Source organism: Acinetobacter sp. DL27, assembly GCF_055810995.1.
The window spans coordinates 501,738-515,646 of the sequence record NZ_CM147947.1; the positions used below are offsets into that span (position 1 = coordinate 501,738).

At 42.5% G+C, this 13,909-nt stretch carries 20 protein-coding genes; 7 read left to right on the forward strand and 13 right to left on the reverse strand.

What is annotated here, in order from left to right; all coding sequences use genetic code 11:
- Nucleotides 1-7: 7 nt before the first annotated feature.
- From AC0KVP_RS02405 to AC0KVP_RS02415, 3 genes are read right to left on the reverse strand one after another with little or no spacing between them, the layout of a single operon-like run.
- A complete protein-coding gene (locus tag AC0KVP_RS02405; RefSeq protein WP_148825464.1) occupies nt 8-511 on the reverse strand; it encodes an SH3 domain-containing protein in 504 nt (167 codons plus the stop codon).
- Between the two features lie 4 nt (nt 512-515).
- Nucleotides 516-818 carry a YciI family protein gene (locus AC0KVP_RS02410; RefSeq protein ID WP_279701304.1) on the reverse strand — a complete coding sequence of 101 codons (303 nt, stop codon included), beginning with the start codon at nt 816-818 and terminating at the stop codon, nt 516-518.
- A 29-nt stretch (nt 819-847) separates the two neighbouring features.
- The gene (locus AC0KVP_RS02415; protein WP_004697624.1) at nt 848-1,462 is read right to left on the reverse strand and encodes a septation protein IspZ; all 615 of its coding nucleotides are present in this window, start codon (nt 1,460-1,462) and stop codon (nt 848-850) included.
- A gap of 44 nt (nt 1,463-1,506) precedes the next feature.
- Between AC0KVP_RS02415 and AC0KVP_RS02420 the strand changes: the two genes are divergently transcribed.
- Nucleotides 1,507-2,358: a PHP domain-containing protein gene (locus tag AC0KVP_RS02420; protein ID WP_159153283.1), complete on the forward strand. Its 852-nt coding sequence runs from the start codon at nt 1,507-1,509 to the stop codon at nt 2,356-2,358.
- Nucleotides 2,359-2,425: 67 nt separating this feature from the next.
- Here AC0KVP_RS02420 and AC0KVP_RS02425 read toward each other — a convergent pair whose 3' ends face one another.
- Together AC0KVP_RS02425 and radC are read right to left on the reverse strand one after the other, a co-directional pair.
- On the reverse strand, nt 2,426-3,337 hold the full coding sequence (locus tag AC0KVP_RS02425) for a bestrophin family protein (protein ID WP_004697627.1): 912 nt from the start codon (nt 3,335-3,337) through the stop codon (nt 2,426-2,428).
- 75 nt (nt 3,338-3,412) lie between these two features.
- Nucleotides 3,413-4,105, reverse strand: a complete 693-nt coding sequence (gene radC / locus AC0KVP_RS02430; protein ID WP_473338692.1) for a RadC family protein — start codon at nt 4,103-4,105, stop codon at nt 3,413-3,415.
- Between the two features lie 111 nt (nt 4,106-4,216).
- Between radC and coaBC the strand changes: the two genes are divergently transcribed.
- Entirely contained in the window at nt 4,217-5,491 is a 1,275-nt protein-coding gene (coaBC, locus tag AC0KVP_RS02435; protein WP_078390221.1) for a bifunctional phosphopantothenoylcysteine decarboxylase/phosphopantothenate--cysteine ligase CoaBC, read from the forward strand.
- A 77-nt stretch (nt 5,492-5,568) separates the two neighbouring features.
- Nucleotides 5,569-5,958: a cytochrome b562 gene (locus AC0KVP_RS02440; protein ID WP_473338695.1), complete on the forward strand. Its 390-nt coding sequence runs from the start codon at nt 5,569-5,571 to the stop codon at nt 5,956-5,958.
- 60 nt (nt 5,959-6,018) lie between these two features.
- Here AC0KVP_RS02440 and secB read toward each other — a convergent pair whose 3' ends face one another.
- From secB to rsgA, 4 genes are all read right to left on the reverse strand, one after another.
- Complete coding sequence (gene secB, locus AC0KVP_RS02445) at nt 6,019-6,468, reverse strand: protein-export chaperone SecB (protein ID WP_004697631.1); 450 nt, start codon at nt 6,466-6,468, stop codon at nt 6,019-6,021.
- A gap of 27 nt (nt 6,469-6,495) precedes the next feature.
- On the reverse strand, nt 6,496-6,750 hold the full coding sequence (gene grxC / locus AC0KVP_RS02450) for a glutaredoxin 3 (protein ID WP_004697632.1): 255 nt from the start codon (nt 6,748-6,750) through the stop codon (nt 6,496-6,498).
- Nucleotides 6,751-6,769: 19 nt separating this feature from the next.
- Nucleotides 6,770-7,177, reverse strand: coding sequence for a rhodanese-like domain-containing protein (locus AC0KVP_RS02455; RefSeq protein WP_004697633.1), 408 nt, complete (start codon nt 7,175-7,177; stop codon nt 6,770-6,772).
- A gap of 97 nt (nt 7,178-7,274) precedes the next feature.
- Complete coding sequence (gene rsgA / locus AC0KVP_RS02460) at nt 7,275-8,333, reverse strand: ribosome small subunit-dependent GTPase A (RefSeq protein ID WP_473338698.1); 1,059 nt, start codon at nt 8,331-8,333, stop codon at nt 7,275-7,277.
- Nucleotides 8,334-8,457: 124 nt separating this feature from the next.
- Between rsgA and orn the strand changes: the two genes are divergently transcribed.
- From orn to AC0KVP_RS02475, 3 genes are all read left to right on the forward strand, one after another.
- Nucleotides 8,458-9,012: an oligoribonuclease gene (gene orn / locus AC0KVP_RS02465; protein ID WP_004697635.1), complete on the forward strand. Its 555-nt coding sequence runs from the start codon at nt 8,458-8,460 to the stop codon at nt 9,010-9,012.
- 158 nt (nt 9,013-9,170) lie between these two features.
- Nucleotides 9,171-9,905, forward strand: a complete 735-nt coding sequence (locus tag AC0KVP_RS02470) for a Bax inhibitor-1/YccA family protein (RefSeq protein ID WP_004697636.1) — start codon at nt 9,171-9,173, stop codon at nt 9,903-9,905.
- 144 nt (nt 9,906-10,049) lie between these two features.
- On the forward strand, nt 10,050-10,853 hold the full coding sequence (locus tag AC0KVP_RS02475) for an enoyl-ACP reductase FabI (RefSeq protein WP_004697637.1): 804 nt from the start codon (nt 10,050-10,052) through the stop codon (nt 10,851-10,853).
- Nucleotides 10,854-10,965: 112 nt separating this feature from the next.
- On the opposite strand, the gene AC0KVP_RS02480 is transcribed toward AC0KVP_RS02475, so the two are convergent.
- The 3 genes from AC0KVP_RS02480 to AC0KVP_RS02490 all read right to left on the reverse strand — a co-directional run bounded on the left by AC0KVP_RS02480 (nt 10,966) and on the right by AC0KVP_RS02490 (nt 11,718).
- Nucleotides 10,966-11,136, reverse strand: coding sequence for a hypothetical protein (locus AC0KVP_RS02480; RefSeq protein ID WP_473338701.1), 171 nt, complete (start codon nt 11,134-11,136; stop codon nt 10,966-10,968).
- A 142-nt stretch (nt 11,137-11,278) separates the two neighbouring features.
- Entirely contained in the window at nt 11,279-11,437 is a 159-nt protein-coding gene (locus tag AC0KVP_RS02485) for a hypothetical protein (protein WP_473338702.1), read from the reverse strand.
- On the reverse strand, nt 11,437-11,718 hold the full coding sequence (locus tag AC0KVP_RS02490) for an ECs_2282 family putative zinc-binding protein (RefSeq protein ID WP_473338704.1): 282 nt from the start codon (nt 11,716-11,718) through the stop codon (nt 11,437-11,439). Before AC0KVP_RS02490 ends, AC0KVP_RS02485 begins: the two co-directional genes overlap by 1 nt.
- Nucleotides 11,719-12,057: 339 nt before the next feature.
- Between AC0KVP_RS02490 and AC0KVP_RS02495 the strand changes: the two genes are divergently transcribed.
- Nucleotides 12,058-12,474, forward strand: coding sequence for a hypothetical protein (locus AC0KVP_RS02495; protein WP_473338707.1), 417 nt, complete (start codon nt 12,058-12,060; stop codon nt 12,472-12,474).
- A gap of 24 nt (nt 12,475-12,498) precedes the next feature.
- On the opposite strand, the gene AC0KVP_RS02500 is transcribed toward AC0KVP_RS02495, so the two are convergent.
- Nucleotides 12,499-13,908, reverse strand: coding sequence for an efflux transporter outer membrane subunit (locus tag AC0KVP_RS02500; protein ID WP_473338709.1), 1,410 nt, complete (start codon nt 13,906-13,908; stop codon nt 12,499-12,501).
- Between the last annotated feature and the right edge of the window lies 1 nt (nt 13,909).

The window sequence follows — 13,909 nt, forward strand, 5'->3', positions numbered from 1 at the left end:
GCTTAGCTTACCACTGACGACGACGTTTGGTATAAACGTAACTGGCAATTAAGAAGCCCAGTAATACACCAACAGCGATGGTTGCAGCGCCGTAGAGGAACATTTGCGCACTGCGTTCGCTTTGTAAGACTTGAACTTGTACACCGAGGCTATCATTTTTAAGTTGTAGCTCTTGGTTTTGCGCCAAAGCATCGAGATTGGCTTTTTCCAATTGTGCAAGACGTGAAGCTTGGTCTTTGACTAATGCTTTGACCTTGGCATCTTGCAATGCTTTGTTCTTGGCAAGTTGTTCAGCGGTGAGTGGTTTGGCTTCTTGCGGTTGACCTGTTGGGCTAACTGTGGCCACCGCAGGAATGATTTTCGGTTGAGTTGTACTACCTTGCACTTGAACAGGTGCGGCAGTCGTTGCTGGTACAGCAGAGGCTACACTCGGGGCAGGAGCAGTTTCAACGGCCCACGCCATAGAAGAAAGAAGAGATAAGCCCAATAAGCTTGTGACAACAACGCGCATGACCTTATCCTTGAGGGAATGCTTTATTAAATGGTTTAACATCAATTTGACGATAAACCCCTGCTTTTAAGAATGGCTCTTCCTGTAACCAGACATCGAGTGCTTCACGTGAGTCAAAGTCAACAATGATCGTACTGCCGTAAAAGCCTGCTTGTGGATTGTTTGGATCTTTCGGCATCGCTCCTGCAACAATTAAACGACCTTCATCATTGAGTTTTTGTAAACGAGCAAGATGTTCTGGACGTGTAGCAAGACGTTTTTCGACTGTACCTTCTTGATCGGTACATGTGACGACGAATAGCGGCATATGAGTTCTCGATGTATATTCTGGCTAAATTACTCTTCAGAAGATTTAAAGTATTTACGCAATACAATAAACTGAATAATGATAAAGGAAAACATCACGATCATGTCACCAAAAGCCGTGAATTCTCCCCAATATTTTCCGTCCATAAATAAAAATGCGAAAAATACGTGTAAAAAAGACATGAGGGCAAACATAGCAGCCCATGCAAAGTTTAAATTTATCCAACCCGAGTCGGTTAAATTGAAGATTGGGCCGAACAAGCGTTTGATCAGCGGTTTACGTTCTTTGCCAAAATAAGGAGAAAGTAAGAAAGCGCCTGAGAAAATAATGTTCAGCAAGGCCGCTTTAAGTTTGATGTAAAAGTCATCCGACAGCATTAAGGTGACACCGCCGAAAATAACCGTCATAAACAACACAATCCACTGTTGTTTGTCTAAACGGAACTTTTGCATGAAGAACAGTGCGCCGTAAACCACCAGCATCGAAATAATCAAACCTGTGGTCGCTACAAGAATATTATTATTATCGACACCCCCAGCAGAACCAATCAATTGGAGCAATGGGTGATCAGTATTTTTAGGATCTACAGTTTTATATAAATAAAAGAAAATTATCAGCGGCACAAAGTCTAAAAGTGCTTTCATGTTAGAGTATCTAAATCTGTTCAAATAAATAGCTAGTATAAGTGATGGAAGGCGTAGATTTACATACTCACAGCAATATTTCTGATGGTACTTTCACACCGAAGCAATTGGTTGATGCTGCCGCGGAAAAAGGCATCCATACTTTGGCTTTGACAGACCATGACACCATGGATGGTCTTGTGTTGGCAGAGTTGGCTGCAAAGTCGCATGCGATGCGTATTATTTCGGGGGTAGAAATTTCGAGCCAGTGGTCGAGACCCTCAACCCAGAAAAACTATGGTGTGCATGTGGTTGCATTGAATATGCAAGATCTAGAACCACTGCAAAAATGCCTTGAACAGCAAAAACAAATCCGTGCGCGACGTGCTAAGCAAATCTGTGATTTGTTGATTCCATTGATTGGTGAAGATATTTATCTCGATGTTTTAGCGAAAGTTGAACAGATGCCTGACCGTGTGACTCGAACCCATATTGCCAAGACCCTGGTTGAAAAAAAGTATGTGAGTCGTGCGCAACAAGCGTTTGATAAATATATTAAGGAAGGTAAGAAAGCCTACGTGAAATTTGATGGGCTGGGTTTAGAAGAGACCATTCAAGTGATTCATGCCAGTGGTGGTTTTGCCGTATTGGCGCATCCGACACGTTATGACTTATCTGCTACTAACATTCGTTATCTGATTGAAATATTTGCGCAGTTTGGTGGGGATGCGGTTGAATTGCCGCCCAATGTCGAACCGACATCTACCCGTCAAATGGTGGACCGAATGATTGCCGAGCATGGTTTAAAAGTATCGGTCGGGAGTGACTTTCATGGTGACAATATGCCGTGGATTAAGTTGGGCAATATTCCCAGAGTCAAAGACGGACAAGTGGGGATTTGGGAAAGTTTTATCTAAAGATTTTTGACCATTCCTACCTTCTCCAAGAGCTATATGGCCTAAGAGAAGGTCAGTGTGAGTTCGATTAGAGTAAGTTATTGTCTTGTGCTTGAATGGGTGGAGGAGTCGGTTTACCTAAAGTCCCAAGCAGTTCAATTTCGATGGTGCGTACCATCGAGTCCAGCGGCAAGTCATTACTTTGCGTTCCGAAAGGTTCTTCAATTTCCGAGCTCAAAGCATCGAGTCCTAAGAAAGTATAGGCCAACACACCAACCAAAAGCGGGGTGAAAATACCCAAGGTTGAACCTAAGCTAAACGGTAAAATGAGACAGAAAAAATACACCGTACGATTGAGTAATACTGAATAGGCAAAAGGTAGCGGCGTTGTCGCAATACGGTCACAACCGGTTTGCACCACACTCAAGTCAGCAACATGCTGATTCAACTGCGCATAGACAATGTCACTAATTTCACCTTCTTTTAATGCTTGCATTAACTCCCACTGAATCAAGCTGAGCGTATACTGCGGGGCATTGGCTTGTTGATATAGCTGAGTCAGTGCATTTTGACTTAAGCCACTGGTCTGCACCAATTCTGTTGGATTGGCTGTTTGATGGCGTAAACGGTCACGTAAGACATTGGCAAAGACAATCACATGTTGAATCACACGTTCACGACGACCTTGAGTCAAGATACGACAGTCACGGTCAAAGTGACGTGAGTTGGCAATTAAAATGCCCCATAACTTCCGCGCTTCCCACCAACGGTCATAGCAGGCACTATTTTTAAAGCCGAGGAAAATAGAAAGTACGACCCCAATGAGGGTGAAGCCGACCAAAGGCAGTTCAGGGAAGTGGAAATAGCCGACATAGGACAAAATGCCAATAATGGCGGAGACCAACATGACCACGCCCAAAGGGGGTAAAACTTTGGGAAGAATGGTGCCACGCCATGAAAAAAGCACCTTAAAAATACTGGGCTGATCACGCACAATCATGTGATTAGAATTCTTTTAAAATTTTGCTTGATCTTCATATTTGTCGCGGTATTTGTCAATCATTTGTCTGCATATTTAAACGGATTGGATCAGGCCGTGTTCAGCAAAAGAAAAAGCACCTTCGGGTGATAAAATGAAATGATCAATTAGTTGAATATCGAGCAGTTGACTGGCTTGAAGAATGCGCTCGGTCAGTTCGATGTCCGCCGCGGAAGGTTGAGCTTTTCCAAGCGGATGATTATGTGCAATCACGATAAAGGTAGCGTGTTGAGCAATACAATAACGGAGCAATTGATTGATCGATATTTCACAAGAATTGACTGCGCCAAAAAACAATTTTTTAAAGTTTATTTTTCTTAAATGTGCATCCAAGCAGAGCACCGCAAAGACTTCTTGGTTCTCGCCTGAAAATTCATACTGTAAAAACTTGAGCAATTGAGCTGAATGATTGAGTTCCAACTTGTGTTGCTTGAGCTGCTGGCTACTGTAGCGTCGTCCCAATTCTTTGACGGCCATTAATTGTGAATACTTGGTCGGGCCAATGCCGTGAAATTGGCTGAGCTCGGGCAGTTCAGCATCGAAAACCGCATTCAGACTACCAAAATGTTGCAACAAAAGACGTGCCAATTCGACCGCAGAATGTTGCGTTGAGCCCGAACGGATGAAAATGGCCAACAGTTCTGCATCGGAGAGGCTGGCTGGCCCTTGTTGTAATAAGCGTTCACGTGGCCGTTCTTGTTCAGGCCATTTTTTTATGGATAAGTGCATTATTTTATACTTTTTTATTCTTAATTTGAGAAACAGGGTCCAATCGATGATTGGGTGCGAGACTATTTAATGCTATTGTGAGCGCCACTGCAACAGAAAGGTAGCCTGTTCGTGAGCTTTGATCTCAGTGTAATTCCAAATAAAAATATCCTTTTAGCTGTTACGGGCGGTATTGCTGCCTATAAAAGTGCCATTTTGGTTCGCCGTTTAAAAGATGCGGGTTTTCAAGTCCGTGTGGTGATGACCGAAGGTGCGCAGGCTTTTATTACGCCGCTAACTTTTCAAGCTTTGTCGGGTAACCCCGTCCATACAGAACTTCTCGACCCTGAAGCCGAAGCGGGCATGGGGCATATTGAGCTGGCACGTTGGGCAGACTTGCTCTTGGTTGCGCCTGCCAGTTGCAACACCATTGCAAAGTTTGCTGCGGGTTTAGCCGATGATCTGCTTTCTACTTTATATTTAGCCACCAAAGCCCCTGTATGGGTCGCACCAGCCATGAACCAACAAATGTGGGCGGCAAAAGCGACGCAGCGTAATTTAGCGACTTTGGTGGAAGATGGCGTGCATGTGATCATGCCAGATGCGGGTGCGCAAGCTTGTGGTGATGTCGGGTTAGGCCGTATGCCTGAGCCTGAGGATTTGGCCCATCAAGTGACAGAATACTTCCATAAAGCACAGCGTGCCATGGCTGAAAAATTTGGGATGCTGGCGGGAAAAAAAGTCACTATTACTGCTGGTCCAACGCGTGAAGCGATTGATCCTGTGCGTTATATTTCCAATCACAGTACGGGTAAAATGGGCTTTGCTATTGCTGCTGCCTGTTATGCGGCAGGAGCCAAAGTGACTTTAATTGCAGGTCCCGTCAGCTTAGACACACCGAACGGTGTACGCCGAATCAATGTTTCATCTGCCATGAAAATGCTGGATACCAGTATGCAAATGTTAGATGAAGGCTGTGATGTATTTATCGCGACAGCCGCTGTTGCGGACTATCGCGTCGCAGAAGTCGCAGAGCATAAGATTAAGAAAGCTGGGGATGAGCTCAACGTTTCTTTAATCAAAAACCCTGATATTGTGGCGACCATTGCACAGCAAGATAAACGCCCGTTCATGGTGGGTTTTGCAGCAGAAACACGCAATGTCGAGGAATATGCCGCAGGTAAATTGGTGGCGAAAAAGCTCGATATGATTGCCTGTAATGATGTGTCACGTCCTGATATTGGTTTTGCTTCTGATGAAAATGCGATGACAGTCTTTTTTGCAGAAAGCTATAAAATGGAAAAGCGCGATTTGGAAAAAGCGTCGAAACAAGAAATTGCTTTACAGTTGGTTGAAGCGATTCACGATGCTTTACATCGAGACCCTGAAAGTGATGATGATTTTTAATTTACATCGGTCTTAATTTTTGCGATATTCAATGCAGCCTTAGGCTGCATTTTTTTTGCAAACTCATAGGAATAAGAATGAAAACATTATTAAAGGTTGTGCTGTTGAGCAGTGGTTTATGTTTGGCAGGACTTGCACAAGCGTCGGAAGTGCTAGAAGGTGCGATGAAATCTTTGGCAAAGAACTCAAAAGCTTTTAATCAAGCCAAGACTGCCACAGAGGCGAATACCGCATTAACTGAAATGCAAAAAGCCGCGGCAACTGCCAAACAAAACAAGCCTGACAGTTTGGTGAAACAACCGAAAGACAGTGTTAAAGTGAAACAATATGAACAAAAGTTTGATGCATTAACCCAAGAAATTGAACATGCTCAACATTTGGTACATGCTGGGAAACTTGCGGAAGCCAAACAAAGTTCAACCAAGTTTGAGGCCATTAAGCAGCAAGGCCATAAAGCATTTAAATAATTCAGTACAATAAAAAAGACCGCAAAAGCGGTCTTTTTTATGTTTGAAGGGCTTAAAGTTTTAAGCTTGACCTTCAACAGCAGCTGCTTGAGCACGCTGCATATTTGCTTCGAACTCAGCATCAAAGTTAATTGGTGTAAGTAACAATTGCGGGAAGCTGCCTTTAGTTACCATATCATTCACCGCTTCACGAAGGAATGGGAACAAGATGTTCGGGCAATATGCACCTAAGATGTACGGAAGACGTTCTTCTTCAACACCATCTACAAGGAAAATACCCGCTTGAGTGACATCGACAATAAACGCGGTGTCGCCTGCGTTGTTTGCTTGTACAACCACTTTAAGTGAAACTTCGTAGTGAGTTGGATCAACTTTTTCAGCAGAAGATGACAAGTTGATGTTCAACTCTGGTTGCCATTCTTTGGTAAAAACTTGCGCCCCAGGGACTTCAAAAGAAATATCTTTTGTATAAATACGTTCTAAAGCAAGTTGTGGTTGAGCTTCACTCATTTTCTAATCCTTAATATGCTGAGCTAATTATGCCAATAGTTGGTCGAGTTTGCCTTCACGCTCTAAAGCATAAAGTTGATCAAAACCACCAATAAATTGGTCATCAATAAAAATTTGTGGAACCGTACGGTGATTGGTGCGTTGCATCAATTCAATGCGGACTTCTGGCGCTTCTTTAGATAAATTAATTTCTTTATATTCAACGCCTTTACGCTCAAGGAGCTGCTTTGCGCGAACGCAATATGGACATACAGTCGTTGAGTAAATAGTGACTTGAGCCATGAGTTTCTCCTTGTGCGAATTATTTAGCTTTAACCAGTGGTAAGCCTTGAGCCTTCCAGTTGCTAATCCCGCCATCTAAACGATAGCTGTCAGTATGTGCAACTTGTTGTAAAGCGGTGCCTGCCACTTGGCCTAAGTTACAGATGAACACGAGTGGGCGATCTGCAGCTTTTAACTCTTCAGCATGTTTTGTAATTTGGCTGTAGGGAATGTTGCGACTTCCACTGATATGACCTTCACGGAAATCTTTGGCATCACGTAAGTCAATCAACATGGCATTTTTAGCTTTCACTAAAATACCTAAAGATTGTGGTGAAATTTTGCGACCATTGCGTTGTCCTTCAAGTACGAAAAACAAAACAACCAATACCGCAAGTGTTCCAAATAAGAAGGGGTGATTCCCCATAAACTCGAACCAACGTTCCACAAGTCACCTAAATTACAATTCAAAAATTGCTAGAGAGTATAGCTCATAAAATATGGTGATCAAAATCACCGCTTCAAGGGCTAAGGTTGAATAAAAATTAAATTTTTTGCTGAGCTTCAGCAATTTCATCAATCAGACGTAGATAGCTGTCTAAACGGCGCGTTAAAATTTCACCATTTGCCGCAGCTAAGCGTAAAGCGCATTGTTTTTCATGTTTATGGGTGCAGTTACGGAACTGACAGTAGCCCAACAAGTTTTCAATTTCAGGAAAGCCGCGTTGCACTTTGTCCGCATCTAAGTGCCATAAACCAAACTCACGAATTCCCGGTGAGTCAATCAGCGAGGCGCCTTCGCCAAAACCAATCAAACGGGTAGAGGTCGTGGTGTGCTGCCCTAAGGCTGAGTTTTCAGAAATCACATTGGTTTTTTGTGCAGCGTCAGGCACGATGGCATTAATCAGCGTGCTTTTACCAACCCCAGACTGGCCGACAAAGGCTACTGTTTCATTTTTTAAACGCTGAGTCAGTGCCGTTAAATCACCATCGGCTTGTGTTTGCATCACTTCATAGCCTAAGGCTTGATATTCCGCAATCAACGCTAAAATCGGGTCATTGTCTTTGAGCAAATCGGTTTTATTCAGCACCAAAAGTGCTGGAATGTTGGCATCGGCACAGGCCACCAAATAACGGTCAATCAGACCTGGTGCAGGCTCAGGCAGTGGCGCAAACACAATCACAATCAGGCTGATATTGGCAGCGACAGGTTTCACTTTGTGATAACGGTCTGGACGAGTTAGTAGTGACTGGCGTGGCTGTATGGCATTGATGATACCGAGCCCCGTATTGGGGTCGGCTTGCCATTTGACACGATCACCTGTGACCAGTAGTTCAAGGTTGGTACGTGTATGGCAGCGCCAAATACTGCCGAGTTCAATCGGTTTCCAAAACGGTTCAGGCTCGCCTGCTTGTACTGTCGGTTTGATGGGATGTAGATCTGGAGTCGTAAGGGCTTGTACTTCAAGCTGACGGCCATAGTGTTGCACCACCAAGCCTTCTAAGTCATTTGAAGTGTCGATATCTTCTTGACGTGTTTGCTGTTGTTTCTGAATGCGGCGTTGTTGCTGTTCAGTTAAACGACGTTTACGAATTAAAGCCATTCATATCCTAAAAAACCATGAATTCAAGATGGCAAAAATAGCACGAAGCAGGGTAGCAGTTACAGCATCGAAGCAATTAATTTGCTACTATCATCGTTTTTAAGCCGAATAAGATTGCACATTTATGAGCAGCACCGCTGATACGCGTTTGATTTGGATTGACCTTGAAATGACAGGTCTCGATACAGATAACGACCAAATTATTGAAGTTGCTACAATTGTGACGGATGATAACTTAAATATTTTAGCTGAAGGGCCTGTGCTTGCTGTACATCAGCCAGACCGTGTGCTGAATGCAATGGATGAGTGGAACACTCGCCAACATGGTCAATCAGGCTTAATTGAACGTGTACGTCGCAGTAAATTGACGGCGCAAGATGCGGAGCAGCAAACTTTAGAATTTCTAAAGAAATGGGTCAATCCAAAAAGCTCACCGATGTGTGGCAATTCAATCTGCCAAGACCGCCGTTTTTTACACCGTTTAATGCCTGAAATGGAACAATATTTCCACTACCGTAATTTAGACGTGTCTTCGGTAAAAGAGTTGGCTAAACGCTGGCGTCCAGAAATTATGAGTGGCTTGAAAAAGAATGCTTCACACTTAGCAATGGATGACATTCGTGATTCGATTGCGGAACTGAAGTATTATCGTGAATACTTTTTTATTATGAATAAATAAGTATTACAGAAAGAGGCGCTAGCCTCTTTTTTATTGAAATCGAATAGAATAGAGCTGAGGGTGTTTGTGTAGAAAAAAGAAACACTTTTTTGCTATACAAGTTTAAAACACGCTTTATGATAAAGTAAATTAATTAAATTATAACAAAGAGTTGAGTTATGCAAAGTAATAACCCTATTTTGAACCGCGTGGAAACACATGCGGACTATAGTCAACCAATGACTGTTCAAGGTGCTATTCAGAAGTCTGTATTACTTACAGTGATTGCGGCTGTGGTCGGTATGGCACTGTTTTTATACTGTTTTATGACCTTAAATATTTCGCTGGCCTATGCTGCAACCTTAGTCGGTGCGATTGGTGGTCTAATTTTAGGCCTGATTGCAACTTTTAAACCAAATACCGCACGTACCCTTGCCATTCCATATGCCTTGTTTGAAGGTGCTTTTTTAGGTGGGGTGTCGGTTATCTTCCAATTGAAATATCCGGGTGTACCTTTACAAGCGCTCTTGGCAACTTTTGTCACCACTTTAGTAATGTTTGGTTTGTATCGTTTTCAAATTATTCGTGCCACTGAAAAATTCAAATCGGTAGTGATGTCGGCATCGATTGCCATCGCGATTGTCTTTGTGGTGCAGATGGTTATGCGTTTGGCTTTTGGTTCAAGCATTCCATTTTTATTTGAAAATAACTTATTAGGTTTAGGTTTTGCCGCTTTTGTTGCAGTGATTGCATCACTGAACTTAATTTTAGATTTTGATTTGATTGAAAGTGCTGCGGCACAACACGCTCCGAAAGCGATGGAATGGCTGTGTGGTATTGCGCTACTAGCAACTTTGGTGTGGATGTACTATTCATTTCTACGCCTACTCAGCATGTTGCGTGGCGACGACTAATCTCGTTAGTTTTAACAAATACGCCCCTTCATTGGGGCGTATTTATTATTGAATGTTGATGAATTGAAAAAAGGCGCATTATGCAATTTCGGTTTCAACTTAAACTTGGCATTATGCAGATAAATTATTTTGAGTGAGAGTCACATGGCACAAGGACTATTGGCTGGAAAGCGTTTTTTAGTAGCAGGTATTGCAAGTAAATTATCAATTGCATTTGGTATTGCTCAAGCGCTTCACCGTGAAGGTGCGGAACTTGCGTTTACCTATCCAAATGAAAAACTGAAAAAACGTGTAGATGAATTTGCAGCACAATTTGGCTCAACGATTGTTCTACCATGTGATGTGGCTGTCGATGCTGAAATTGAACAAACTTTTGTTGAATTGGCAAAACACTGGGATGGTTTAGACGGTGTGGTGCATTCGATTGGTTTTGCGCCTGCGCATACCTTGGATGGTGACTTTACTGATGTAACGGATCGTGATGGTTTTAAAGTGGCACATGACATCAGTGCATATAGCTTTATTGCTATGGCGCGTGCTGCGAAGCCATTACTTTTAGTTCGTCAAGGTTGTTTATTGACTTTGACTTACCAAGGTTCTGAACGTGTGATGCCAAACTACAACGTGATGGGTATGGCGAAAGCATCATTAGAAGCGGGCGTACGTTACTTGGCGTCAAGCTTGGGTGCAGAAGGGATTCGTGTGAATGCGATTTCAGCAGGTCCAATCCGTACTTTGGCGGCATCAGGTATTAAGTCGTTCCGCAAAATGTTAGATGTAAACGAAAAAATTTCACCACTTAAACGTAATGTGACCATTGAAGATGTCGGTAATGCCGCATTATTCCTTTGCTCACCTTGGGCAAATGGTATTACGGGTGAAATCATGTATGTTGATGCAGGTTTCAATACTGTAGGCATGAGCCCAGACTTGATGCTCGATGACTAATTAGATTGATTCAAATCATTTGATAAAGCCGCTTTTATAGCGGCTTTGTTTTTTCAGAGAGTAGCGAGATTAAAAAAACAATAGAGTTGGTCTTGGAAAAGTCGTTATGTGCTTACAACGTTGGATAAACAACTTTCTCATTATTTTCTCCTGATGCATCTGACCATATTAGACGAATTGCATGCTTCCTTTTTGTTCCCATGTGCACAACTGCAACCAGTTCAACTGATTGATAGGTTTCAAGTGTTTCTAGAGGAAATTTCTCATCAATTTCTGATTGCATAAGAATGTTGTTTTCTTCTGGGAATTCAATTCTAACGTGCGTGGCACAGGCTGTTCCTTTATTCCATATTTTCAGTCTATATTTGCTGCTGCCTAACTTTATAAATGAGGCACCTAGATCTGCTTTTTTTGAGTTTTCAGCTTCATTCGACTCTTTTTAGAAGTAAATTATTAAGCTTTTCTTGGCTATCAATTAGGGATTGTTGGCGTTTGTTGAACTTTAAGGTAATCCATGTAGCATAGCCAGAAAGAAATAATGCCATTCCAGCTATGATATTTGCTGCGTCTACAGTAAATGCCATTACTTTATCCTAATATTCTTGCTGCTTTTAAAGGCTTTCTTTAAGGACTCGCGCAGTTGTTTGGCAATGTCATCAGTTCTACCCTTGCCAATCTCTTTTACATGTTCGTCTATGTTTTCGCTGTTCTCATGAATTAGCTCATCTTTTGTGACTTCTCGTGCACAAGACGCACACTTAGCTATTTCGATGGTTTCATCAACGCCATTCTCATATAGAAACTGAGAGCAGCCACAAGTAGGACATAATAAGCTTACGTTTCGGTTGTAGTTTTTATCTTTCAAGAGCTGACTCCTAATCTTACTAGCTCATAACTACAGTTATATAACAGACTTGCCGTATAACCATTTTGAGTATCTTATTAAGTGTGATTGTATTTTGATCAGCATATAAAACAGTAATATTTACGTCAACACGAAAGCTATGAGCAACATCACTCTATGAGTTTTGACTTGATATTCCATTGAGTGATGTTTGATCAGTTGAAGTTTTATCAAAAAGTATAATTATTTATTTGTCATCGAATATTTTATATGCTAATAAATCCTAGTTTTTGTTGAATTAAAATTCTAAAGATAATGTCGATAAAAATATAATTTTGAGCTTTCGGGGGAGGTTAAAGCGTGAAAAAAGTAACTGTTGTTTTAGGATTAGTCACTCTTCTTTCACTTCAAGGTTGTGCCGCAGTGATGGCGAGTAACCAGCCGCATAAAAAGAATCTGACAGTTTTAGAGGTTGGAAAACACCGTAATTATGTGATTTCTGAATTGGGTGCACCAGTTACTTCAGAAACCGTCAATGGAGAGCGTAAAGAGATTTATACTTTCCAACAAGGCTACTCAAAAGCAGCCAGAATCAGTCGTACGTTATGGCACACGACTGCGGATATTGCCTCGATTGGTCTATGGGAAGTGATTGGCTCTCCAGCCGAGATGTATTTCGATGGTCAGCAACTTTCGTATGAAATTGTTTTTGATGATCAAGACAATATTAAACGTATTCACCAGATCCAGAATAATCCAGATCTGGTGAAAGAATAAGAGAACAAGACAATAGTGCTAGGACTATTGTTTTGCTAGTTCTTTTACAGGACTTCCACCCAAGGCTTGCATCAACGTCACATAGGCGTTGTATTGGCTTTGTTTGGTATTGACCAACGTTAAGCGCGCAGTGCGCGTGGTTTCTTGTTGATCCAACAAGGTTTTTAAAGCCACAGCACCATAGCGATAACGCACTTGGGTCAAACGTTCCACTTTCTCAGCAAGTTCTAAATTCCGCTGTTGTAATTGTACTTGTTGACTCAACTCAGTTCGTGCAGACAGTGCATTTTCAACATCGGCAAAAGCTTGATACAAGGTCTGACGATATTGCACGATGGCTTTTTCATAGTCCAATTGACTAATCGCAAGGTCACGTTTCATGTCGTTATATTGCAAGAACGGCAGATTTAAACTTGCGCCTAAGGTTAGAGCAGGGTTCTTCAGCAGTTGTGTTAGCGAGGTGCTGCTTGAACCAAGATTCCCAGTCAAACTAATCGAAGGATAGTAGCTCGCCGTGGTGGCATCTTTGGTCGCTAAACTCTCACGCAAGCGGAGCTCAGCCGCTTTTAAGTCTGGACGGCGCGACAAAATGTCGGCAGGCAAGCCCGCAGCAATACTAGGCAAAGCTAAGCGTGGTAAACGCTGTGGTTCATCAATACTCAACTGCTGTACAGGCATATGCAGTAACACGGCAATTGCGGTACGGGTCTCGACCAAACTTTGCTGAATTTGACTCAGACTGGCTTTTTGACTTTGAACTGACTGTTCAGCTTGGGTTAAGTCCAATCCTGATACAGCACCAGCTTGATATTGAACTTTAACCAGATCGTAGAGTTTTTGTGAGGTTGCAAGGCTTTGCTCAGCCGTTGTACGGCTTTCATTATAATAGGCCAACTGCCAATATAATTTCGCCGTGGTGCCAATTAAGCTTTGAGCAGTGGCTTGTAAATCTTGCTCAGTGGCAAGAGCTTCCCATCTTTTTGCCTGAGTTTGACGGGCCAATTTACCAAATAAATCGACTTCATAACTTAAGCCAGCACCCAAAGACAGACCACTTGAGCTGTCATTGCCTGAGTTTAAGTCGAACTGATGACCTGTAGACACCGTAGAGTTCACTCGTGGCTTTTGCTGATTCTCAGCCAGTTCTGCTTGTAAACGCGCTTGCTTTAAAGTCATCCCTGCAACGGCCAAATCGGCATTTTTGGTTAGCACGGCATCGACCAGTTGATTGAGCTGTGCATCGCCAAATAACGTCCACCATTGATCGGCATACAAGGCTTGTTGACGTTGATGTGATGCTGCTTTGTCGTATTGAAACTGAGTCGGCGTCTCTACTGCAGGTGCTTGATAAGGTGTTTTAACCACAGCTGCACAGCCAACCAACGTGCTGCCAAGCAGCATCGCGGTACAAAGGCGCGTAAATAAAAAAGGCATA